Source organism: Desulfarculaceae bacterium (assembly GCA_020444545.1).
In the GTDB taxonomy this organism is placed as follows: Bacteria; Desulfobacterota; Desulfarculia; order Desulfarculales; family Desulfarculaceae; genus Desulfoferula.
The window spans coordinates 312071-336090 of record JAHLKT010000002.1; the positions used below are offsets into that span (position 1 = coordinate 312071).

The window sequence follows — 24020 nt, forward strand, 5'->3', positions numbered from 1 at the left end:
TGTCAACGCACCAAAAAAATTACATTTCCCCTAAAATGCCACGAAATATTTAGGTGATTTCAGGCCGCAGCGGATAGGCCCGCCCGGCGGCGAGCCGCCTAGAGGGCGCCCTTGGCTGGGGGGCGCTTGGCGGCGGCGGGCGGGCCGGGGTCGAAAAGCTCGGCAAGGGAGTCGGTGATCTGGTGGCCGAGCAGCTTGGAGGCTTCGGCGTGGCTCAGGCCGGTTTGTTGGGCCGAAACGGTAAGGGTGGCCTGCCGCTTTTCCCAAAGGGGCGGGGAGTCCGTTTCCACCGGATAGCTCCGGGTCCGCTGCCAGAGCTGCACCTTGGCCTCCAAGGAATAGTGGTCCACCGGAAACAGGGCCGCGCCCAAGGTTTCCAGCCAGGCGTAGACCATGATGGCCGCCGCGCCGGCGGCCCCTTGCCAGGACCCGCCCGTGGCGCTGGCCATGTTGGCGGCTGCTTGGGTGGTTTGGGACTGCGCCTCGGGGTCGGCGCCGGCGGTGTTGGTGGGGTGGGCATCGATGCCCTGCAAGGAAATCCGCAGCCGATAGTCGGCTTGGGCCGGGTAATCCACCAGCCGGTACCCCGCCTTTCCCAGCTTTTGGGCGAGGGCCGGCTTGAGACCGCCGCAGATCTGGTTGGGGTCCAGAATCTTGAGGTAAACGGTGCGGGAGCGCAGGGAAAGGCCGGCCACCTTAATTTCCTGGTCGAGCTTGCTATCCGTGGCCAGGTCGCGGTGCTCCATGGCGTGGTAGGCGCTGAAGCAGCCGGATAGCGCCAGGAGCAAGGCAAGGCAGGCCACTGTAAGCCAAATTACGCCTTGCCTTGCACCGGAGCCCATCAGGGTTGGCCGAGCCTTTCCCCGTCTAAACTATTTGGGAGCCTCCAGAAGGCCCACGATCTCCTCGGGGCCCGAAACCCGGGGGTTGGCCTGCTTGGTGGGCACCGAGAGAATCTCCTCCAGAACGTCTTCGTGAATCTGGAAGTCCTCGATGCCCATCTCCTCGTAGCTCATGGCAAGGCCCACGTCGTCGAAGAGATCCTGCACCGCCTCCAGGGCGGCCATGGCGGCGTCGTGGTCGCTGAGCCCGTTCACGTCCTGGCCCAGGGCCTCGGCGGCCATGCGGTACTTGGGCGCGGCGGCCAGGATGTTGAAGTGCATGACGTAGGGCAGATACAGGGCGCAGGCCGCGCCGTGGCTGATGTGGTAGTGGGCGCCCAGGGGGTGGGCCAGGGAATGGGTGAGGCCCAGGCCCACGTTGGTCCAGCCCATGGAGGCCAGGGTGGAGGCCAGGAGCATGTTGGCCGCGGCTTCCGGGTTGCCCGGGTCGCCCACCATGGCCCTGAGGTTCTGGCCGATGAGCTTGATGGCGTGCAGCTCCAGGGCGTCGGAAACCGGCTGGGCGTTGCGGGTCACCAGGCCTTCCATGGCATGGGACATGGCGTCGGCCCCGGTCTCGGCCGCGATGCGCGGGGGCAGACCGGCCAAGAGGTCCGGGTCCAACACGGCCAGCTTGGGCACCAGAGCCTGGTTGCGGATGACGATCTTGCGGGTGGTCTGGTTGTCGCTGATCACCGCCGAGTAGGTCACCTCGCTGCCCGTGCCCGCGGTGGTGGGGATGGCCGTGAAGGGGGGCAGGGGAGCCTCGATGACCCGGCCGGTGGCGTATTCACGCACCGAGCCGGGCTGGGACACGTCCACGCCCACGCCCTTGGCCGCGTCCATGGGGCTGCCGCCGCCGATGGCCATGATCGCGCCGCAGCCCTCGCTCCGGTACAGCTCCGCCGCCTGCATGATCTGGTCCAGGGGCGCGTCCTGGCTCACCTGATCGTAGACCACGTATTCAACCCCGAGGCGCTCCAACTGGTCGGTGGCCTTTTCCACCAGGCCCGCCGCCCGCAACCCCTGGTCGGTAACCACAAGGGTCTTGGCCCTGCTGGGGAGGAAATCGTCCATCTGCCCCAGGCTGCCCTTTCCAAAGAGCAATTGGCCGGGATTGAGGTGGTTGTAGATCTGCAGGGGATTCATGAGAGCTCCTCGCGCCGCCGGTCACCGCCGGATAAGGGTTGTGTAAAACCTGCCCCATTCTACTGCCCTGATCACAGAGAGCAAATCATTAGCGCACAGGTTGCGATTTTTTCTCTTACCTAAAGGGAGAAGTCGTAGTTCACGATGAAACGCAGGTCGGTGTAGGTGTCTCCGCCCATGGTTATGTCCTGGTCCACGTAGCCGCCCCTGAGGTGCAGCCACAGCGGCTTCAGCTCGTCGCTGAAGTAGTACCTGAGGTCCACGTCGGTCTCCACCTGGTCGGGCTTGGCGAAGTTGCGCCCGTCGGGCACCGTGGCCCGGGTGTGGGTCAGGGTGGCCGTGAGGCCCGGCAGGCCGTACTGGGCCATCTCCGCCCCCAAGCGGAAGAGCCAGGTGCGCTGCCCGGCCAGGTCGTTGGACAGCTCCATGATCGCAGTGAAGCCGGGCCAGGCCGCCCAGGGGTTGACCATGTCGTGGCCGTCGCCGGTGTCGGTGTAGGCCACGGTGAAGGTGGTTTCTTTCCAGCTAAGCGCCGCCTTGAGGCCGGTCTGCAAGGCCCGGAAGCTGCCGATTTTGGCCGCGCCCACGTCCTGCTGGGCCATGATCTGCAACCCGCCGGCAAGGCGCCAGTCCGGGGCCAGGTCCCAGCCGCCGTCCGCCTGCGCGTAAAACGAGTTCATGTACTCATGGCACACGTAGTCCCACACCTGCAGCTTGTACCCGCCCCAGGCATAGGCCGCGCCGCCCAGGGTGACCGGCTCGTCGCCGCCGCCCAGCCCCGGCGCGCGGCTCATGGGCTGAAAGGTGGTGTCGTTCCAGCTCTTGTAGCCTTGCACCTGGGCCAGGTTGAGGCTGAGCCCGCTCGAGGTGTAGGCCAGGCTCAGGGCCTCGTAGGTCACCGGGGTCATGCGGAAGTCAAAGGGGTTGATCAGGGGGTTGTCCAGGGCCTGGCGGCCCAGGGTGGCGCTGAAGCCGCGGTAGGCGGCCTTGATATAGGCCTGGCCCAACACGGTGTAGCCGGTCTGGCTGTTGGTTAGGAGGTCCGTGCCCGCGCGGTCCAGGGGGGCGTAGAAGAACGGCTGCGAGGTGTAAAGGCTCGCGCCCATGGACAGGCCGTGCCAGGGCCGGGTGGCGTAAGACAGCTCCCCGCCGATGGCCCAGGCCGATTGGTCCGGCTTGTCGTTGTAATCCCGGTCCATGTAGAAACTGCGCAAATGGATGTTCAGCTCGCCTCGGCTCAGGCTGGCCCACAGGCCGCCGGTGGCCTCGGCCCACGCGGTCGGGCAGGGGAGCAGGGCGGTCAGCAGAAGCAGACCCCAGAGGAGCTTGCGCAACATGGATGTCTCCGCGAGGGGCGGCGGGGGCAAAAAGGCGGCGGGGAGGTACGGGACCTCCCCGCCGGTGTCTTGGCGTTTATTTGGCCTTGGGGTGCTTGGCGCTCCAGGCGGCGCAACGGGCTTTCACGTTCTCCCGGAAGTTGTTGTAGAAGAAGTCGTAGTCATAGCGATGGTAAACGCCCTTGCCCATGGGCATGCTCAGCTTATCCTGGATGGCGGGCACCGGGATGACCAGGCCGCCCTGGTCGTCGATCTGGGCCGAGGTGAAATGGGGCACCTTGAGGGTCTTGCCGTGGCCCAGGTCGATCACCGCTCCCAGGTTCAGCTTCTTGGGCTGGTTCTTCTTGGTCTGGGTCCACACCAGGGGGTTGATGCACAGGGCGGGCGGGAAGAACATGGGCGGCTTGCCGCCCTTGCTGATGGTGTTCCAGGTGATCAGGCAGCAGTTCTGGTCGGGCCGCTGGGAGAAGGGCATTTTCATCTCCGTGCAGTCCTTGGGGGTGATGGTCCAGCCCACCAGATAGGCCGCGATGATCTGCTCGTCCTTGAACAGATCGCGGTGCTTCTTGAGCACCCGGGTGGTGACCACCGAGCCCTGGCTGTGCGAGGCGATGACATAGGGGCGCCCCTGGTTGTAGTGCTTCAGGTAGTACTTGAAGGCCTCCACCACGTCCCCGGCCGCGATGCGCAGGTAGGGGTCGCGCTCGGCGAACTTCTTGGGCAGCACCCCCCGGTTCACCTGGCGGTAGCGCGGCGCGTAGATGTTGCAGATGCCCTGGAACACGCCCATCTGCTGGGTGTTGGTGTCGTTGGTGGTGGCCCGCACCACCTTGTTGTCGAACGATGCGTTGGGCCCGTCCACCTCGTCGAAATAGGTGGTGGGGTGCACGTAGAACACGTCGTAGGGCAGATTCGGTTCTTCGGTGCGCTCGGTCCAGTAGTAAGGGTCGCTGTAGTCCGGCGGGGCCGGGGCCTGGTCCTTGGCCGAGGCGCTTGCCGCCAGGCTCAGGAAAAGAAACGAGGTGAGCAGCAAACCTCGGACCGCTCGCGTGGCGATGCTTTTCATGTGTGTACTTCTTCCCAATTGATGAGGGTTGCCCAGTTGCGGACCTTTGCCTGTTTGGTTACCGCCGCCTCGGGGGAAGCCGGCGGAGCTAGAATGGGTTTTGTCTGGCTAACTGGTTGTAATTGCTAAAGTGCCTGGCAGAAGGGGCAGTAATAACCAAAATGTTAGCCCATTGAATCGGGCTCAGCAAGCAATGCCTTTAAAAAATAGGGGGAAAGCGCAACAAGATGGGGGGGCGGCGCCATGGGCACGCGGTTGTCATGAGCGCCCGCAAAAAAAGGGCCCAGGCATGATCGCCTGGGCCCTTGAACTCTCTGGCTCCCCGGGACGGATTCGAACCGCCGGCCCGGTGGTTAACAGCCACCAGTTTTGCCTTCTTTGTAATTCTCTCTGGTACTCTAAATAATGTCGCTATCCATTAAATAGCATAGTTAAGGCTTGTAATAATACCGTGCCATACGTTACTCTACTCGCGTATTCCTTGCCTGTTGCTTACCCAATGCTTACCCGGACGATTCGGGTGCCCTGCTTACCCGGGAGGGGACCATGCCAAAGGTGAAGTTAGCCAAGAGACTGCTTGATGGTGTCAAGGCCGAAGGCTCTGACATGCTTTTCTGGGATACGGAGCAGGTGGGCCTTGGAGTGAGAGTGAAGCCTTCTGGCGTCAAGTCGTTCTGCCTTCAGTATCGTAATGCTCAGGGCCGGAGTCGACGCATCACCCTGGGCAAGTACGGCCGCATGACTCTGGATCAAGCCCGTAAAATCGCCCGAGAGAAGCTATCGGCAGTTGACCGGGGTGGAGACCCCGCCGAAGAGCGCAATGCAGCCAGAGGCGCTCCCACGGTCGCCGAACTGGTTTCTCGTTACATGCTCGAGCATAGCGAGGTCAAAAAAAAGGCGGAGAGCATCCGGAAAGACCGTTTCGTTGTTGACCACTACGTATTGCCCGCCCTGGGCCGCTATAACGTTGATGAGGTTAGCCGCGAGCAGATAGCGAAACTTCACCACAGCCTGCGAGAAAAGCCCTACCAGGGCAACCGCGTCTTGGAGATCGTCCGCAAAATGTTCAACTTGGCCGAAGCATGGGGGCTTCGGCCGGATGGCACCAACCCTGCCAGGCACGTTGAGAAGTACCGAGAGCAAAAAAGGCAACGATACTTGTCCGAGGATGAATGGGCCCGGTTGGGAAAGGCGCTGGCCGAGGTTGATCAGGACAACTCGGAGTTGCCCTCCGTGATCACTGCCGTGCGCTTGTTGATTTTCACCGGCTGCCGCTTATCCGAGATTCTAAATCTCCGATGGGCAGACGTTGATTGGGAGCGGGGGGCATTGAGACTTGAGGATTCGAAAACAGGCCCGCGGCTCATACCGCTCGGCCAGGCCTCCCTGGAGCTTCTGGAGAACACAGAGCGCGAAGCCGGCAACCCATTTGTCTGCCCGGGCGCCAGGCCCATGAGGCCGCTGGTAAATCTCCAACGTCCTTGGCGGCGGATACGGCAGCGGGCAGGGCTGGAGGATGTCAGGTTGCACGATTTAAGGCACTCGTTCGCTTCCGTGGGCGCTGGAGCTGGTATGAGCTTGCCGGTAATAGGGAAGCTGTTGGGCCACAGCCAGGCTCAGACCACCATGAGGTATAGTCACCTAGGGGATGATCCTCTCAAGCAAGCCGCGAGTCAAATCGGGGAAAGAATTGCCTGGGCCATGGCCCGGGAACCTGAGAAAAAGGTATTGCCGTTTGCAGGCGGCAAAAAATCAACCAATGGTGCGAAGAAGTAAGGGCGTTCTCCGGGGAGGAGCAGACAGTGGGCATCACGCGAATTGGGCATGAACAGGATGACTGGCAGGCTGGGCTGGCAAGCCGGCTGTTGGTCCGCCTGGAGTATTCATGCAAGCAACCCAAGGTGGTCATGCAGGATACAAAATCAAGAGCGTGGAATCGGCCCAGATAATGGTAAGTATGATGCACTGCCCTGATGGCTAACCCGAAATTAACTTATAAATCCTAGGTTGATTTTGGATGAGGCTGCTTGAGTTAAGCTTTTAGCCGATATCGTTCACTAGCCCCATTAGGGCACAAATCAAAGCAGCTTTTACAAGTCTATATTTTCGAGAAGTGACCTATCAGAAAATTAGGCATCCAGCACCTGGCGGACGATCTCAAGCATCTCACGTATTTTGAAAGGCTTGGACAGCAAGGCGGCAGCGCCATCCGACATGGTCTCATCGAGATCACCGTCGCGGGCATAGCCCGTGGAAACAATGATCTTGAGCTCAGGAGATAGGGAAAGCAACTCCCGCAAGCACTTGTGCCCCCCCATGCCAGGCATGCTCAGGTCAAGAACGACCAAATCGATTTTCCGGCCAAGGTTACGGTAAATGCCCACTGCCTCCTCGCCGGTCGAGGCGGAAAGCACCTTATACCCAGCGCCGGTCAACACCTTTCCCCCGATGTTTACAATCGCCGGCTCGTCATCCACCAGAAGAATTGTTTCATCACCACCGGCTATGATTTCTCCCACCGCGGTCTGGGTTTCTGGTTCGACACTGCCTTCCAGTTGGGGCAGGTAGATGTCCACCGTTGTGCCTTCTCCCAGGGCGCTCTCTACCACTATGTGACCGCTGTGCCCCTGGACTATGCCGAAGATCATGGAGAGGCCCAGCCCGGTGCCCTTGCCCACCTCCTTGGTGGTAAAAAACGGATCGAATACCTTGCACAAGGTTTTCCGGTCCATGCCGGTGCCGCTGTCCTTGACCCGAAATCGGATGTATTCGCCAGAGAACCTGCCGGCGCAGGCTGTACAGTGGAGGTCGTTTGCATTTTCCTTAGAGGTCTCAAGCAACAAATTGCCGCCTTCGGGCATTGCGTCGCGTGCGTTGGTGGCCAGGTTTATAATCACCTGCTCGAACTGGGTATGGTCGCCTTTGAAAATGCCGACATCCGCGCCCAAGTCGGTTTGCAATTCAATCATGCGGGGCAAGGTGTCACGCAGCAAGACCGCTGTATCGGCCACGATGCGGTTGAGGTCCAAAGCCGTGACCGCCGCACTCATGCCGCGGGAGAAAGTCAGAATGCGCTTTACCAGATTACTGGCCCGCACGGCTCCCTTGAGAATTTCCGCGATATCCGTTGATGCGTCCTCGCCGTCAAGGATTTTTTCCTGGGCGAGTTCCCCATAACCCATGATGGCGGCCAGGATGTTGTTGAAGTCGTGGGCGATGCCCCCGGCCAGGGTCCCCACGGCCTCCATTTTTTGGGACTGGCGCAGTTGCGCCTCCATGTCCTGCTTGCCCTCCTCCAACTGTTTTTGTTGAGTGAGGTCATCGTACATGGCCACCAAATCACCGTTGGGCAGCCTGAAAACGTAGTTTTCTACCCACTGGATGACGCGCTCATCCTCGTAAAAACTGATGGGGTGGTGCTCGGCCTCACCAGTGCGCCAAACCCGCTGAAACACCTCGAACAGGCCAAATTTTTCCACTCCAGGGAAAGCCTCTCGGACCTCGTGGCCGATCACATCTCCTTCTTCATATCCTGCGCTACGCAGCCCCGCCGGGTTGATGTGGCGGAAAACGAACCGCTCGCCATCCCCTTGCGCCTCGTAGATGGCCACGCCGGTGCTCATGTGGTTGAAAAGCTCGTGGAAGCGTTTCTCGCTGTTCTTCAGGCCATCAAGCAGGCGAATGTTGTTCAGGGACATGGCCGCGATGTCCCCGAATGCTTCCACCAGGCGGGCGTCTCCCGAAGAGAAGCCCCCCGGCTTATTGGCCAGGCCCATGACCCCCACGGTCCTGCCTTGCACATTCAGCGGAGCGAAAAGCACGTTCTCCAGCTTTACGTGACCCGGAGGCAAAAGCTTATGCCAGTTGCTTCCCGCGAAGTCATTTTCGTAGACCGGCTTGCCGGTTTTGTAACACTGGGCCCGCAGGCCCCGGACGGGCATGGGCAGTTCCGGGTCCACCAGGCAGGGCAAGCCGCCCGCCTCCAGGAACAACAACTCATTTTCCTGGCCGTCCTCCGAGAGCATGGCCACATAACCGGCGGGTACATCCATAACGCCGGAGCATATATCGAAAAGCTCCCTGGCCGCCACCTGGAAGTCATGGCTGGTCTGGACCTTTTGCGATCCTTGCAGCAGGGCCCTTACTTCCTTTTCGCGGCGTTGGGCTTGGGTCAGGGCCTGGGCGCGTTCTTCCTCGGCTTTCTTGCGCTTGGTGATGTCCACCATGACCAAGCGGAAACCGGTGGAATTCCCCTGCTCGTCAAGCTCGGGGATGCCCTCCAGGCGGGCGTGGATGGCTGGCCCTTTCTTGGGGACCAGCCCCACTTCACAGGTTTGTTTGGAACCTGAGTCGGTCAAGGCTTTTCGGAACAGCCTGAAAGTGTTCGCTCCCTCTTGGTCCATGAAGGTGCCAAGCGGGCGTCGTATTAAAACGCTGCGATCCAAGCCCAGCAGGTTGGCCGCTGTGAGGTTGGCCCTGGTGATAAAGCCTTTTTGGTCAAGGCTCAAGTAGCCCACCGGAGCAAGTTCGTACAAGTCAAAGTAGAGGTCGCGCGCCTGGCCCAACTCCACCTGGGCCCGGCGCAGTTCCTCGTTCTGGATCTCCAGTTCGGCTTGGTGCACCCGCAACTCGTGCAAAATTTCTGTAAGGTCCCGGGAATCTAGACGGGAGACGTCTTCAGGAGCGGAGCACAGAAGTTCCTCGGCCTTGCGCCGCAATTCAGCGCCCTTGGGCGGGGGTTTTGGGTGCGGACCCATATCTATAACCTTAAACTATTCTCATATTAGAGCATATCCTTGTATTATTTAGTAAATTTATAACGCTCTGTTTGCTTGCGGCCATTGACGGTTGGCTTCGGCGCTCCCAAACCTCGGCACCCATACCCTGCCCTAACGAACCCGCTCGGGCCGCCCCCGGCCCGCTTAACTCTTCTTTCTATCCTCGCCGCCGGAAGTCTCGCTCAACTCGGCCAGCGCCTTTTTCAGTTCTCCGTCACGAATTTTAAGCAAGCTTTTCAGATCAGCCCCTGATTCCTTGAGAGCCTTGTTTAGCAGCGACAAGGCCTCCTGGGCCTTTTTCTGCTTGTCAATGTTGCTGAAGGTGACCACCACTCCGTCTATCCTGTTGTCCATGGTGCGGTAGGGCATGATGCGCATCAGGTACCAGACCCCGTCCTTGGTGCACACCTCCTTCTCATCGGCTTTAAGGCTCTTGATCACTGCGCTGGCATCGGCCACCAGATCGTCGTAAGCAAGGTTGGTAACCAAGTGACGCAAAGGGCGCCCCACGTCACTGGCGATGAGATTGATCAATTTGACGGCTTCGGGAGTGAAGCGCTTTACGGTCAGGTCGTTGCCCAGGAACACTGTGGCGATTTCGGTGCTGGTCAGCAGGTTTTTCAGGTCGTCCTGGGACTGGGCCAGTTCGTCGATCTTGGCCTGCAACTCGGTGTTGACCGTGGCCAGTTCCTCGTTGAGCGACTGCTGCTCCTCCTTGGTGGCTTCAAGTTCCTCGTTGGTGCTTTGCAGCTCCTCGTTGGCCGACTGCAACTCCTCGTTTATGGACTTTAGCTCCTCGTTGGATGTCTCCAGTTCCTCAATGGCCCCCTGGTGTCTCTCCCGGGTGTGCTGCAGTTCCTGCTCCAGATCGGCCAAGCGCTCGACCAAATCAGCGTCCGGTGTTTGCCTGCCTTTGGCCTGGACATTTGTCGGGGGCTGCCTTGTCTCCTCAAACACTACCGCCAGTAGTCCCCGCATGGGCTCTGGTTTATCCAGGGGCTTGACCGTGAGGTCCACATACTGGTGCCCCCCGTTGATCTTGACCTCCACTCCGGCAGAGCGCACCACTTGACCGCTGGCCTGGGCCTTACGGAGGGCGGCGGCCAGTTCCAGGCGCAGCCCCTCACGGGCCATGGCTGAAATCTTATGGCTGGCTCGGCCTACCGCTGGTTCCAGGAACTTGCCGGTATGGCCGTGGATGTATTGCACCTCGCCTTTTGGGTCCACGATGACCGTTGCCGGAGAAAACTCCGATAGCACCAGGTTACGGGCTTCCTTGGCCAGATCGGCCTCACCGGCAACCCTTAGCGGCTGAGCCATTCCTTCACCCGCCGAATCGCGGGTGACCGGCCCGGTGGGAAAGTCGATAATCTGCCGAATCGCCCCGGAGGTTGGCTTGCGGGAATATATCTTCCACTTCTTGTCCCACACCTTGAATAGGTCGGCAAAGCCCCCGATTGATTCGGAAGAGCCCAGGAAAAGCATCCCTTGCGGCTTAAGCGTGTAGTGAAATAAAGGGAGGAGCTTTTTTTGGGCCGCCCCGTCCAGGTAGATGAGCAGGTTGCGGCAGCAGAGCAGATCCAGCTTGGAAAAGGGCGGGTCTTTCATGACGTCCTGCACCGAGAACACCACCGGATCGCGCAGTTCCTTGGTGACCCTGTAATAGCCGGGCTCTTCGCTGAAATAGCGTGCCAGCCGCTCGGGGCTGAAGTCCGCGGCAATGCTGGCGGGGTACAGCCCCGCCCGGGCCTTGTCCACCGCCACCTTGTCGATGTCCGTGCCAAACACCTGCAGAGGTACTTCTTTCCCCGCCCTGGCCAGGCACTCCTTTATGATAATGACCAGGGAATACACCTCCTCGCCGGTGGAGCAGCCCGGCACCCACACCCGCAGGGCCTGCTTGGGCTTCAGTTGTTCCAAAAGTCTGGGGATGACCTTTTCCTTGATGGCCTCGAAAGCCTGGGGGTCCCGGAAGAAGCTGGTCACTCCAATCAATAGATCCTTGAACAAGGCGTCCAGCTCGCTGGGATTGGACCGGACGTAGCGAAGGTATTTTTCTATTCCGTCGATTTGCTGGATGCTCATACGCCGCTGGATTCGTCGTGTGATCGTGCTTTGCTTGTAACAGGTAAAATCGTGGCCTACCCGGTCTCTCAACAGCACCAGGATCTTTTGCACGGGCTCCCCGCCGGATCCATTTAACTCGGCTGGCTGAGCATCTTGGGCGATCGGCACATGCGGGGCGTTGAAATAGTAGATTAGCTTGGCAGGCATCTGGTCGGGCGGAAGAACCAGGTCAACCAAGCCAGTGCCCATGGCGCTGGAGGGCATGCCGTCATACTTGGCCGAGGAAAGCTCCTGGGCCATAACCAGCCCACCCGCGCCCTTGATGTCCCTGAGGCCCAGGGAGCCGTCCGAGCCGGTGCCGGATAGAATTATGCACCCGGCCCTATCACCCTGATCCTGGGCCAATTGCCGGAAAAAGAAGTCGATGGGAAGCCGATGGCCCCGGGGCGACTCCGGGTCCAGCAACAATATCTCGCCCTTCAAAAGGGCCATGTCCTTGTTGGGTGGGGCCACGTATACCCGGTTGGGACTAACCTTGGTCTTGTCCTCGGCCGCCTTCACTTCCATGGATGTGTATCTCTGGACTAGTTCGGGCAGGATGCTGGTGTGGTCGGGATCAAGATGCGTCAACACCAGAAAAGCCATACCCGAATCCGGGGGCATGGCCTCAAAGAACTGCTTGAGTGCTTCCAGTCCGCCCGCCGAAGCTCCCAGGCCCAGTATGGGGAAGCTCTCATCGCGTGGGGCGGCGGATTTCTTGGCCTTGGCTTTGGCCGAAGCCGGTTTGCCAGCGCGGGTAGGCTTGCCTTTGTCTGGGGGCATATGGGCCCTCTCAATTTCTTTCTGGGACGGAAATCGGCGTGTGGCGGCAGGGTGCGCTCTGTCTAAACATCAGGGTATCACAGGTAGATCGCGGCCCAGCCAATAAGGTCGGTGGTGACGGGTGGCTCCACTCGTCCGCTCCGCTGGAAATCCATCAGGTCAAACCCTTGGCTTCCGCGTACGACTGAAAGCCTGCATATGACTTCCGGTTCAGGCGAAGATTTTTCTTGTATGAGAAATTGCCCGCCAAGCTGACCAGCGGTTTGCAGCGTCGCCATATGCTGCTCCAAGCTCTGCACAGAATGCGCCGCATGGAATAAAAATTCCAATCGCAGGCGATCATCTCTTGGATAATGCCCTCCAGAGACAAATTCTTATACCGGGCCACCGGGAAGGTGAGCGTGAAATATTTCCAGTCCTCCGGGAATTCATTAAGGGCGATGCGGTTATCAGATTTCATCTGGTCCCAAAGGCGAGTGCCGGGCAGGGGGGTCAGAAACAGCGCATTGAGATTGTCCACGCCGTATCGCCTAGCTGTCTCGGCTATAAGCTTGCCTACACCCGGTTTGTCTGTGTCCAGTCCGATGATAAAGGAACCCGCGACCAGTATGCCGTGCCTCTGGATGCGCTGCACCGAGCCGGGGAAATCCCGGTCCTTCTGAAGGTTGAATTTCTTGCCTATTTCCCGGAGCCCCTCGGGCGTGGGGGATTCGAAGCCGATGAAGACCCCGATGCAACCGGCCTTGGCAGCTAGCGTTAGGAGTTCATCGTCATCGGCGAAGTTGATGCTGGCCTGGGCAAACCACTGCTTTCCCAATTTCGCCTGTGCCATGGCACGAAAAAGGTCCTTGGCGCGGGCGACGTGCTCCCGGCGGGTGCCTACGAGATTGTCATCCACCACCAGCACATGCTTTTCTCGAATCAGCTGAAATTCCCGCACCACATCCGCTATGGGTCGTTGCCGGTAATGGGCTCCGTTAAAGGCCGTCACGCTACAAAAGCTGCAGTTCAAGGGACAGCCGCGCGTGGTCTGAATGGCCCCGCAGGCATATCCCCCATTGAGCAAATCATGTCGGGCCATCGGCACGTCCTTTATATCGGCAAGCCCTCCGTCATACCGTTGTCGCAGCCTGCCGTTTTGGGCGTCTTCCAAAACCTCCGGCCAGATGCCCTCTGCTTCCCCCGCAACCACCGCATCCACGCGCTCCATCGCCTCTTCTCGGCACATGGTTGCGTGAATGCCGCCCATGACCACGGGTACGCCTAGACGCCGGAAATGAGCGGCCACCTCGTAGGCGCGGTTCGCCTGGGAGGTGAAAGCGGTTATCCCCACCAGGTCCGGCCGGGGCAGAGCCGTATAGTCCGGCGCGCCGAGGTTCTCGTCTATGATCTGGATCTCCCACTCCGATGGGGTCAGGCCAGCCAGAACCATTAGGCTGAGCGGCTTCCACACTCGGTAGCGGTTCCAACGGCTCTCTTTAACATTGACGATGCTTACGAGCGGGTTGGATGGATTGATCAAGTAAAGTCGCATCCTGTCCTTTCATTCCTGGGTAGGCATCATATTTGGTCATGTTTGGTCATGGCTTTTTCTCCTACGCGGCGCTTTTACGGGAGGCCACCCCAGCCAAGCAGGCATTAGTACCAGAAGCAAGGAGCTGGAAAGACCACCCACTGACGATCATGGTTTGGGGATACCCTCGGGATGGGGCTTCCATTGGGAGGTCCGCGTCTGTACCCTTTCTACTTCCTCGCTAGTCAGCTTGGAGTGCAGCCGATTCCGGAGATACACGGCCTGGCCGATTCCTTTGGATGCAGCCAGGGTGTACCAGAAATAGGCCTGCACCAAATCCTTCGGGCCGCCCTTGCCTTCCACGCAAAGAGTCGCCACTTCCCACATGGCTTGGGCTGAGCCTTGTTGAGCCGCCCGCAGATACCATTTCCGCGCCCAGCCGAAGTGCTGAGGTGCATTAATCCCCTTGAGGTACCGTTCTCCCAGGAGTTCTTGTGCCTTTAGATCGCCAGCCTTGGCTTTGGAAAGCAGGTCTGCGATGGATTTTTTCTGTTCCTCGCCTCTGTAAGGCAACTGGTAGCCATAATCGTCCCGAGCACTGGCTGCCAGCGGCGGCAGACAGAAAACCAAAACCAGGACGATGATCGCTAAGTGCTTAACAGACATAAAAAACCTTCAATTACCCCTATTGGTTGATTCCACAAACAGATTGCTTTAATCCCATCGCCTACCAGCCGATGTGATTTCGCTATCGGCAAGGCCCACCACCGAATACTCACACAGGCTTAACCGGCCAGTTCGGCCTTTGCCTTTTGGTAGGCCTGCTTAAGATTCTGCAACGCCTCATCCAACTCGACCTTGGCCTTTTCCCAGGCCTTGCCGCTGGCCGATTGCATGGCCTTCAGCTTCTCCTGCACCACCGCTTGCCTCTTTTGAAGATCAGCCAAGACCTCCTTGGCCTTATCCTGCCCAGCGGCGGCCTTTTCCTTGGCCTTGTCCATCAACTGGGAGGTCTCTCGCTCCAGTTCTTGGTATTGGGCCTTGGCCTGGGCCATCAACTCCTCTTGTTTCTGCTTGCTATAGGCCACGGCAGTGTTCACGGCCTCCTTGGCCTCTTTTTTCACTTGCTCGGCAGTGACCTTCTTGTCCCCATTGTCCCCGCACCCCGCCAAGGCCAAGGCCCCCAGGGCGATGAGAGTGATTAAAGCCGCTAATGTCCTTTTCATGCATCAACCTCCGCGTTTCCGATTGATTCGATGGTTTGAAACCCGATGCGGCGCGATCCAAGGTCTACTCCAGCCAACCCCAAAGGCTGGCTGGTGCATGACACCTACGCTCTATTTCCCCACTACCTTCTCGATCTCTCCGGTCTTTTCCTGAATTTTGCCGGCCCTGGTTTCGTCCTTGCCTTTGCCTTCCAGCTCAGCATTCAGACCGGCTTTTCCTGCAAGCTCCTTGAGCTTGCCCTTTATTTTGTGAAATTTGCCTTGCGCTTGGTTTTTGGTGCTGGATTTCATGAGGTTCTCCTTAAGGGATTCAGGTTTATTTCAACGTAGCCTTGGCAAAGCCTAATTTCAGAGCATTTGGTTCTGCGCCCTGCGACGGAACAGCAGCCAGCCGATAAGCGCCAAGAGAAAAAGCACCAGGAAAGCCAAGAACAAGATTTCAGAGATGTCTGGCACAGCTTTTGAGATATTGGTGAAAGCAAAAACGCCGGTCACTAAAGTTATTATCAGTAATCCAAAGGTCAACTTGAGCATTTGTGTCTCCCATGAAGTTGGCTTGTTCCCGCTCGGGCCAAGAGATGGCCTAGTATTTCCCCCAGACTTTGTGGCAACCGTTGCCTCCCCTCTCTTTTTTATTTACGTGGCGGCGGCTTTATCACATCCGCCGCGCCTTTTATTGAAGTTATCAGGGCGCTCCTCACGGCCTGTGAAGCATCCGCCCCGATTGCGTCGCCGGCTTCAATTGCTCCGGTGACCGCTTCCTTGGTGGCCGTGCTGATATCGGTGCCTGCCTTGGCTCCTGACTTGATGGCCACTTCAGTCGCCGCAACAGCGGTCTTGCCCACGTCCGCCCCTACCTCCGAGCCAGCTTTCACGATTCCAAAGACCGTACTTTTTATGGTCACGTATAAGTCGCCACCAATTTCGTTTGCAGCCTCGATTGTCCCTGAAACTATCTCTCCCACTCTTTTTTCGATTGCCACCGTCAAATTGCCAGCTCCCGCAATAGTCGCCTTCACCATATCCGTAGTGGTTTCCACGACGGCTTGGGCTAATTCGCCTGTGCCCTTAAGGGCTCCAATGACAGCATTCCTGGTAACTCTGGTAACTACCGATAATGTGCTTTCTTTGCTTTCCACCATCTCTAACCTCCTGTCTTTTCTATCCTGATATAAAAGTTATTAACTTGGTTAATGCGGCGTACCTCGCTCTTCTATAGGCTTGAGTCTTTTGGGGCTCCAGGTGAACGTTGTTGCCACACAGTTAAAAAGAGGTTGCCAGACGAGGGGATCTGCCGCCAAACATTCCTCGGAACCCCACACACTTTCCATGGCCATCAATAACAGGGGTCCCGTTGGTTTCCAAAAAAACCCGTCCGCCTTCCTTGCGGAGATAGGTGGTTTTCAAATGAAGCAAGGGCTCTTGGTTGTCCAAGGCCAAGCGAAACAAGGGCCTGACCCGATCGGCTTCAGCTGGGGGCATAAGATCAAATAAAGTCTTGCCAATTATCTCTTCCGGATCATAGCCCAAGGAATATTTAACTTTGGTGCTGACTTGCAGGTATCGGCCGTCTTGGTCAACTTCCCAAAACCAGGCACCGATTGTTTCCAATAGTTCCCGGTATTGTTCAATCTTTTTCGCGGTGCTCGCATCGCCTTTCTTGCGTTCGGTGATCTCCAGTATGGCCAGATGGTATCTCTGGGTTCTTTCCCATTGATCAAGCTGGGCAATGCATTCCACATGCAGGAAGCGGGAGGGGCCTAGTTTTGGCCTGAGCTCCACTTCGCACGCGCGCTTTTCCCCGGCCTTTCCCGCGGATTTGAGGGAGTTATGCAACAAAAGTTGGTGCTCGCTTGAGGCAAATTGAAAAATACTGACCCCGATCAAATGACGGCACTCCCGGCCCAACATGGCCGCACCGGTCGAATTGATTTCGCAAATAGCGCCATTTCGTTCCAGGGAAATGAAACCCACCGGCGCCAATTCGAACAAATCTTGATACTTGTCCCTGGTTGCGGCTAATTCGGCCTGGGACTGACGGAGTTGTTCGTTTTGGGTCTCAATCTCGTACTGGAAAGCCTCCAGGTCCCCGATAAGATCCAAAGGGCTTCTTTTAGGCGAAGTGCCTTTCGTATCCTTTTGCAAAAGCAACAGCTTCGCAGTGTGTTGCCGCAGTTCTTCAAATTCGGCGGCGTTTTTTAAAGATGTCTTCATTGCCTTTCCTAGCGGGGCGATTGAATGGGCAAGGCCCATATGATTGTTTGTCTAAATCTTCAGGCTCATCCCTCCGCCCCAGATGTCTTCCCATCCCAAGGCCTCCCTGCTCAAGTTGTCCAGGCCAATGGGACGCCGGTTCTTGCGGTGTGCACAGAATTCGCAGGTGAAGCGCGGCCACTGGGCGGAAGCGACCAAGTCCAAACAGGCCGCATAATGGGGGCAGTCAAGATTGCGGCGGCCGCTGTGATTGATGGGATTATTCCCCATTGGTTCCCTGCTAGCCTTTTTTTGCATTACTTCCCCCATTGCGCGCCTGCCACCAGACCATTACTCGCCATGGCGAGTTGGCTTATGCCAAACCTCAGCCTTCCATGCGAATCTGGCAGTTTGGCACTCTCGAAGGATTATCCGGGCTCTGGCTGTGTAAAACGTTCTCCACTATTATGGGTAGTGCGTCCGGCAGGGGGCTCATCATCGCGTAGTGACCATTCGGGGAGACATGCACCGCCCCCCAGTAATTAGCATCCGTACTGAAAACCACCGCGGGACGAGGTTCAGGCAATGCCTTGACGCTTCGCCAAAGCAAATCAGACGGAGCGTGTTCACCAGACAGATCGGCCACAATCACCTCCGGCTGGAAAGAAGTTATCTCTTCTGTTAGCTGAGGCGTGAAACCGGTGCTCCTTACCAAATGCTCCCCGTTGCTGAGTTGGTAAGCATGGAAATTACGGGACCACCCATAGCTGGCAATCAAGAGAATCCTGGCCATGGTCCCTCCCTTACCCAAGGTGTGAAGATGGACGTAGGAAACAATCGAAGCGTCGAACTGGTTGCCCAGTAAAATGTCACTTCTCAATGGTCGGTAGGCTTGCCTGGGCGAGGTTGGCCGAAGCTTGACCACGGGTGGCAAGAGGGAGCAAGCGGCGCCCGCTTTGTCTCTATTAAATTATCCCTTGAATTCCAGGAAACGCACAGATGAGAAACAATTGAAATAATGGCTAGATAAAATCACCATTATGAGAGTTGGGATAGGTGGGCGTTCAAGCTGATCTTTTTCCCTAATATACCAATCTTGCGGCGTATACTATGCCGATAGGTTGCAACTGTGTCTCCAGAGACTTTCAATACCTCGGCGATTTCCTTGGTTGCCAAACCCTCGCGAATCATCATGGCTACCTGGATCTCTCTAGGCGTGAGACCGAATTTGGGGGAGTTCAACCGCTGGGCAAAAGAAGAGGTGATCTGCCTCAGCTGAGATATCAACAACTGCACCACTTTTTGTTGGTTCTGATCGAGCCCAGATTCCAGCAGCCCCTGCAGGCGAGGAACAAGGAGCCTGTGGGTTTGCTGGGTAATGGCGTTTTCCAACTCTTTCTTGTCTTCTTCGCCTCGGCGCATCAAAACCCGCAAGGCGGTGTTTGCCTCTTCCAATTCCGCAGTTTTGAATTCCAGGTCGATCTTCTGTTCGCGCAACTCCGCAGCATCCTTCTTGCGCTTTTCCAATCCTTCTTGCAGGGACCGGTTGGCTTGGGACAATTCCAGGGTCCTTTTCTGCACCTCGGCTTCAAGGGTGTCGCGTGAGTTGCGTAATGCCCACTCGGCCTTCTTGCGTTTGGTGATGTCGCGTCCCATTGCCCAGACGCCGGTAACTTTGCCAAACTCAAACTCAGGCTCTACAATGAAATAAACAATCAAGTAGTCGCCGGCGCTCGATAAAATTCTTGTTTCCTCGGCTATTCTTCCTTTCCCAGCCAGGGCGGTCTTTATCAGCTTCTTGGCCATGCCCAAATCGTCGGGGTGAAGCAAGTCCCAAAAACTGCGCCCCAGCCAATCAGCCCTGTTAAAACCAGTGATTTTTTCAAAGGCCGGGTTTAGAGAAGCAATCGCCCCATCCGGCAAAAGGGTGAAGACCCCGTCCGGCATGGTCTCTACTAGGCGGCGGTAACGCTCTTCGCTCTGGCTTAGTTGGTATTCAGTTCGCTTGCGCTCGGTTACATCGACAATCGCCATTCTGAATTGCATGGGGAGATCGTCATTATCCAGTTGTGGCGCGCTTTCCAACTGGGCGTGGAATCGGGAGCCGTCTTTTCGGATCATTTCGATGGCCAGGGTCTGCTTGCCCCTGTCTTCTGCCCCTAAATTCAGGAGATCAAGCATAGCCGTGTGGTGGTCCCGGGCCGCGAAGAGATAGAGGCTTTGCCCCACCAGGTTTCCGCGAGGCAGGCCCAGCATGCTGGACGCAGTCAGGTTGGCTTGGAGGATTCTCCCCTTGGCGTCCGTGGTTAGATAGCCTACCGGAGCCTGGTCATAAAGATCGAAATACTGGTCCCGCGATTCCTCAAGCTCCTCCCGGGTGCGTCGCAGTTCCTCATTCTGGATCTCCAGTTCTACCTGATGAACTCGCAGCTCCTGAAGGATAGAGGGAAAGTTTTCCGGGCGCAGTTCGGAGTCGTCAGTAGGACTTGCTTGCAAGCGACCCTCAGCCATCCGGCGCAATTCTTGTGGTTCGGTTTGGCCCCGAGTGGGCTTTTTCATCCTTGGCTCCGCACCCGTTCCCCCTTTTCATAACTTGCTGACATTATCATTATGCTTGAAGGCTGCTGTCCAGGTCATCGGCGCAAACCGGATACTATGCTAGATTTGGTCGTTTCGAATGTAAGGAAGGTGCGGCAAGCTACAGGTCGGGCGGCCAACTTAGAGTGCAAGTAGTGCTAAGAATGTGAACTGCAGATCCACCTAAGCAGGCTTCAACTTACAAATCCTGCCTTCACTCATGGCGGTGACAGACTTGATCACAGGGGATCTGAAAAAGCACCCGGACCGGGACGGCGAGGTTTATCTAAAGAGGATGTAGATGCACGAAGAAGCGCGGATGTCGGCGGACGAGACCACCTTGCCGAGGTACGTCCTGCTGCCACCCGTAGGTTAGGGCACCACCCTCGTGAATGGCGCCCCGGGTGGCGGCGGCTTGTAAGCTTGGCCGGGCACCTACTGACCTCTAATTAATCGTCCTCAAGGCCCTTTGCATCGCCGCGTTGACCTTCCTCTGCTAGAGGGCGGACAGAGGCGCGCCCTACATGGTCTTTCGATATTCTCATTTCCTCGCTTTATAGTTGGGGTTGACCTGGCATAAAAACTCATCGAGCATCCGCCGCACCTCCGGGTCTCTGACGGCGTACCTGTCGCCCTCTCCACGCGCCGGGGCTGTCACTTTGTATTCCTCGGTGGTGTCGGGGGGTATGCCCAAATATCGGTCAAGTTCCCGCCTCAAAAAGGCATCCCTCTCGGCCGACTTGGCGTCTTCGCAGGCATGGACGACCCCCTCAAGGCTTCTGATCCTGGTTTGTAGCTTGTTCATCTGTTCTTCTCCTGCTCCAGGGCGACGATCCGCCGTTCAAGTTCTTCAACCTCCAGGGCCCGTCGGTAGGATTCCAACAGTCCCGCCACGGCCTGGGCCTCGGTCGGTGTTAGCTCACCCCGGCCCACGGCCTCCAGCAGGGCGGATAGCGCCTTGACTGCATCCTGGGGGCCGGCGATAGAGGGGAGCTCCACATTGACCGGGGAGTCTTTTCTGGGCGGCACCAGCCGCTCCAGGCACAGCCGCAGGGCCGTTGTATCGCCCCCCAGGGCCAACTCCACGGCTTTGTGGGTTAGGGGCCTCGGCTTCGCCGTCCAGGAGCACCTGGGCCGCCACGGTGGCCGCGTTGCGGGTGCCAGGCGGTCTCCCCGCGCGGTTGCCGCTGTACCCCGGCTTGAACCTTCCGTCTTTGCCGCGCCCCTGCTCCGTGCCTGTTTTTTTAGGCGTCGCCATCAGTAACCGCGCCCCTGGACCACCCGCTCCAGTAAACCTTCAATGCTTATGAATGTGCTGTTCATGACCCCAAGCTCCTCTAACACCCCGGCCTGGAATCGAAGCTGGGCCGCGTGCCACAGATAGTCCAAGCTGGGCTCGCCGAGTTCGCGGCTCTGGACCCCAGCCTCCTGGAATACCTTGGCTAAGTTCAACAAATCACTATAGGGGGCCACTTGGCGGGGAGCCGGGGCCTTGCTCTTGCTGCTGGCTATTACTCGCTGTTCCATTAAAGTCCTCCGCTAGTTGTATAATTCGCGCAATGATGGGGGGCCCGCGGCCACTGGCCTTCGTGCCCATCCCAAGGCCGCCCCAGGCAGCGGCCCAGGGCATGTTGACTGTCGCCCACGCCTGGTTGAAAATGTTGACATCCGCAACAACAGACGATGTTGTCTCGGGCTTCTTCGCGACACCGGGTTGTCGAGGCCGGTGCGGGCACCCACTCGGCCTGCGCCCCGGGACCAAAAACATCCTTGGCCGCAGTTACCGTCTCCGCTTGGCACTCGGCGGGGCCAGGGGCGAGGATGCCCTTCTCAGAAGAACCATCACAAGGAGTGGACCCTGGAGGGCTATGGACAGAATGGACTATATGGACAGAATTGCCTTCCGCTTTAATTGTGTCCATATTGTCCAATTTGTCCGGGGGGGGCTGCCCCCAGCTTTTCGGTCTATCTGTCTCCGGCTGGGGATAGCCTAGGGATTCGGCCAGGGTCTTGCGCCAACTCATGATCCGGCCTCCCACAGCTTGGGGTTGACCACGTAGGTGGGGCTTGGGGCTCTGCCTGGTCCCCGTTTCTCTGGCGGCACCTCCCGCCAAATGAAGGCCCTATCTTCCAGGATTTCCAATCCCCGGCGGATTTGCTCGGCCTTAGGGTATGAACCCCGCACGGCCCGGTGTGCATCGCGTGCCGTGAACCTGTCCACGCCTTCACACTTCAACCAGGCCAGCACCTTCTTGGCGGCTTCTTGGTCTTGGTCCGTCCCCATGACCCCGAAGGCGGCCAGGGCATGGCCCGCCAGGGCCCCGGCCAACTCCAGGGCGGCCTCCATGGTCTGCCCGGATATGGCGTGGGCGGGAGCCTCGGCCAAGTGCTCCATGACGTGCAGGAGTCCAGCCAGGCGGGCGGCCAAGCCGGGCAGCTTGCCTGCCCAGTCACGCACGTTCTCAAAGCGGCCACCGTCCACGAGCTCGGCTTCGATGGCGCCGGAGAACTCAGCCCAGGCAGTATGGGCGGCTGGCTGCAGCTGCAGGCAATGCTCCAGGGGTTCGCCCTCCGGGCCGGGGTCCAAGTCCAAGAGATCACCCAGGGCCGCCGCATAGGCGCGGCTCACCTGCTCAGGCACGGGCTGGCCCTGGGGCTTGCGGCGGCCCAGGCGGCTCTCCGGCAAAATATATGCAAAGCGGGCCAGGAGACCTCGGCCCCGGAAACCGGGCTTGCTCGGCAGACTGGCCAGCACGTCGGGTTGAGGGCTGATACAGATGGTCAGGGCCGGGGCCTGCATCATCACCGGCTGGCCGCTCTTGCGGTCCACCCGCACCGGCTCACCGGGGTGCGCCTTGAGGATCAAGTCCAGGTTGGGCACGCCATTCTGATAGCGGCCCCCGAGCGTGTCAAACAGTCCACCCTCTGCACTTATCACGGCCATGCGCTCGCCGTTGTTGGCCATCAGGGACGCAAGGGCTTCGGCGGTCACGTCATCAGCCACAAGGCGTGGCGGCCGGGGCGCTTCTTCGAGCCCCAGCTCCAGCTCCTCCACCTCGGCCATGAGTGCGGCGCGATCTTCAGTCTTGGCCTTGGCCAGCTTGCCCCGCAACCCCGAGATTATGGCCTCCTGGCTTTTGCGTCGGCTGGCGGCGGCCCTGATTTCGTCCCGCATGGACTCGGCCCGGTCGCGCTCCCACTGGAACAGGGGGGACAGGCAGGCGGCCTGGGCCGCGCTCTTGCGTTCAGCCGGCGGGGCCGGAACCAAAAGGTAAAGGTTTACCGGCTCCGTGTAGCCCTCGTGCACCTGCACCCAGAAGCGGCGGGCCGCACAAGCGGACACCGCGCCAAAGACGTTGGCCAGGACCAAGCAGGGGGCCACCTGGATTTGCTCAGCCGCAGCTAAGACGAATTCCCGCGCCCAGGCCGACAGACCTTCCACGGGCAGCGGGGGCGCGTTGTGCGTCCCGAAGGGCACTAGCTCGGGCCAACCGGGGGAGGTGGCCGGTTCGGCTCTCGGCGGCTGGGCGGCTTCCACCTGCGCTTTGACGGTTTCCAATCCTTCCGCCTGGTGCAGGTCGTTGAAGTCGGTCCCTACGCCCGGTTCTCGGAACACTGGCAGGGCCACCTTGCCACCAACCGCCCGGGCGGCGGCTTCGGCCTTGGTCCGGCCGGGGTTGCCAGGCGTGGCGTGGTCATCATCGCCGCAGATGATGATGGGCCGGCCGGGATACCTCTCCCTCGCCATGCGGGCCACGGCCTCCAGGTTGCCGGCATTGCAGGCCACCAGCACCGTGCCTCCTGTGGCCTCATGCACAGAAAGACTAGTGCTCAGCCCTTCGCATATGTGCAGGGGACCATCCTTGCGGCCCTTAATTGGAAAGTACCCGCCTGCCGTCTTTCCGCCGCTGAGGAACTTTTTGTCGCCGTCTGGCGTGATCGCCTGAAGAGATTGGGCTTTATTGTCTGGTCCCAGCACGGGCATCAGTAGCTCGCCGCCCATGCCTACCATGAGCTGCGGGCAGGGCTCGACGCCCTTGCTCGCCAGGTAGGGGTGACGCTGGCAGGGTTTGCCCTTGGCCAGGATGTCGCTGGCGCGGTTCGCCGCCTCGGCATGGCGGCGGGCCTGCTCGACTTCGCGCTTCTTGCGGGCTGCCTCGGCCTTCTCGGCCCGTTCGCGGCGTTCCTCGGCGCTCAGGGGCTGACTGCTGGTGTGGCCCCAAGTAACCTCTTCGCCCGTGCGATGGTTTAAGGCCCATCCACCCCCATCGGGATAACAAAAGTAGGCTCCATTTCGCTTATGGGGCTTATCCTCGGTCGGGCTGCGATGGATTGCGCCGTCGGGGATGATCTCCCCGGGGCATACCCCGATCGACTCAAGCTGGGCCCGGGGCCCCGCGGAATTATGCAT

At 59.0% G+C, this 24020-nt stretch carries 20 protein-coding genes; 1 reads left to right on the forward strand and 19 read right to left on the reverse strand.

Annotation, left to right across the window (positions count from 1 at the left end):
* Positions 1–98: 98 nt before the first annotated feature.
* From KQH53_05860 to KQH53_05875, 4 genes are all read right to left on the reverse strand, one after another.
* On the reverse strand, positions 99–788 hold the full coding sequence (locus KQH53_05860; GenBank protein ID MCB2226186.1) for a complement resistance protein TraT: 690 nt from the start codon (positions 786–788) through the stop codon (positions 99–101).
* Between the two features lie 84 nt (positions 789–872).
* Positions 873–2030, reverse strand: a complete 1158-nt coding sequence (locus KQH53_05865) for an iron-containing alcohol dehydrogenase (protein ID MCB2226187.1) — start codon at positions 2028–2030, stop codon at positions 873–875.
* 119 nt (positions 2031–2149) lie between these two features.
* Entirely contained in the window at positions 2150–3367 is a 1218-nt protein-coding gene (locus KQH53_05870) for an OprD family porin (protein ID MCB2226188.1), read from the reverse strand.
* Positions 3368–3443: 76 nt separating this feature from the next.
* On the reverse strand, positions 3444–4433 hold the full coding sequence (locus KQH53_05875; protein MCB2226189.1) for a DUF3089 domain-containing protein: 990 nt from the start codon (positions 4431–4433) through the stop codon (positions 3444–3446).
* 546 nt (positions 4434–4979) lie between these two features.
* On the opposite strand from KQH53_05875, the gene KQH53_05880 reads away from it, so the two are divergent.
* The gene (locus tag KQH53_05880; GenBank protein ID MCB2226190.1) at positions 4980–6209 is read left to right on the forward strand and encodes a site-specific integrase; all 1230 of its coding nucleotides are present in this window, start codon (positions 4980–4982) and stop codon (positions 6207–6209) included.
* Between the two features lie 353 nt (positions 6210–6562).
* Here KQH53_05880 and KQH53_05885 read toward each other — a convergent pair whose 3' ends face one another.
* From KQH53_05885 to KQH53_05955, 15 genes are all read right to left on the reverse strand, one after another.
* The gene (locus tag KQH53_05885) at positions 6563–9151 is read right to left on the reverse strand and encodes a response regulator (protein ID MCB2226191.1); all 2589 of its coding nucleotides are present in this window, start codon (positions 9149–9151) and stop codon (positions 6563–6565) included.
* 204 nt (positions 9152–9355) lie between these two features.
* The gene (locus KQH53_05890; GenBank protein MCB2226192.1) at positions 9356–12100 is read right to left on the reverse strand and encodes a PAS domain-containing protein; all 2745 of its coding nucleotides are present in this window, start codon (positions 12098–12100) and stop codon (positions 9356–9358) included.
* 154 nt (positions 12101–12254) lie between these two features.
* The gene (locus KQH53_05895) at positions 12255–13622 is read right to left on the reverse strand and encodes a B12-binding domain-containing radical SAM protein (protein MCB2226193.1); all 1368 of its coding nucleotides are present in this window, start codon (positions 13620–13622) and stop codon (positions 12255–12257) included.
* A gap of 159 nt (positions 13623–13781) precedes the next feature.
* Positions 13782–14279 (reverse strand): sel1 repeat family protein, encoded by a 498-nt coding sequence (locus KQH53_05900; GenBank protein MCB2226194.1) that lies wholly within the window; start codon positions 14277–14279, stop codon positions 13782–13784.
* Positions 14280–14398: 119 nt separating this feature from the next.
* Positions 14399–14839 (reverse strand): hypothetical protein, encoded by a 441-nt coding sequence (locus tag KQH53_05905; GenBank protein MCB2226195.1) that lies wholly within the window; start codon positions 14837–14839, stop codon positions 14399–14401.
* A 111-nt stretch (positions 14840–14950) separates the two neighbouring features.
* A complete protein-coding gene (locus KQH53_05910) occupies positions 14951–15130 on the reverse strand; it encodes a hypothetical protein (protein ID MCB2226196.1) in 180 nt (59 codons plus the stop codon).
* Positions 15131–15187: 57 nt separating this feature from the next.
* Positions 15188–15373: a DUF1328 domain-containing protein gene (locus tag KQH53_05915; GenBank protein MCB2226197.1), complete on the reverse strand. Its 186-nt coding sequence runs from the start codon at positions 15371–15373 to the stop codon at positions 15188–15190.
* Between the two features lie 98 nt (positions 15374–15471).
* On the reverse strand, positions 15472–15981 hold the full coding sequence (locus KQH53_05920; protein ID MCB2226198.1) for a hypothetical protein: 510 nt from the start codon (positions 15979–15981) through the stop codon (positions 15472–15474).
* A gap of 121 nt (positions 15982–16102) precedes the next feature.
* Positions 16103–17053, reverse strand: coding sequence for a PAS domain-containing protein (locus KQH53_05925; GenBank protein ID MCB2226199.1), 951 nt, complete (start codon positions 17051–17053; stop codon positions 16103–16105).
* Positions 17054–17417: 364 nt separating this feature from the next.
* Positions 17418–17825 (reverse strand): hypothetical protein, encoded by a 408-nt coding sequence (locus KQH53_05930; protein MCB2226200.1) that lies wholly within the window; start codon positions 17823–17825, stop codon positions 17418–17420.
* A gap of 245 nt (positions 17826–18070) precedes the next feature.
* Positions 18071–19591, reverse strand: coding sequence for a PAS domain S-box protein (locus KQH53_05935; GenBank protein ID MCB2226201.1), 1521 nt, complete (start codon positions 19589–19591; stop codon positions 18071–18073).
* 559 nt (positions 19592–20150) lie between these two features.
* Positions 20151–20414: a hypothetical protein gene (locus KQH53_05940; protein MCB2226202.1), complete on the reverse strand. Its 264-nt coding sequence runs from the start codon at positions 20412–20414 to the stop codon at positions 20151–20153.
* Positions 20411–20638: a hypothetical protein gene (locus tag KQH53_05945; GenBank protein ID MCB2226203.1), complete on the reverse strand. Its 228-nt coding sequence runs from the start codon at positions 20636–20638 to the stop codon at positions 20411–20413. Before KQH53_05945 ends, KQH53_05940 begins: the two co-directional genes overlap by 4 nt.
* Before the next feature lie 228 nt (positions 20639–20866).
* Positions 20867–21136: a hypothetical protein gene (locus KQH53_05950; protein MCB2226204.1), complete on the reverse strand. Its 270-nt coding sequence runs from the start codon at positions 21134–21136 to the stop codon at positions 20867–20869.
* 493 nt (positions 21137–21629) lie between these two features.
* Positions 21630–24020, reverse strand: a complete 2391-nt coding sequence (locus tag KQH53_05955; GenBank protein MCB2226205.1) for a DUF3987 domain-containing protein — start codon at positions 24018–24020, stop codon at positions 21630–21632.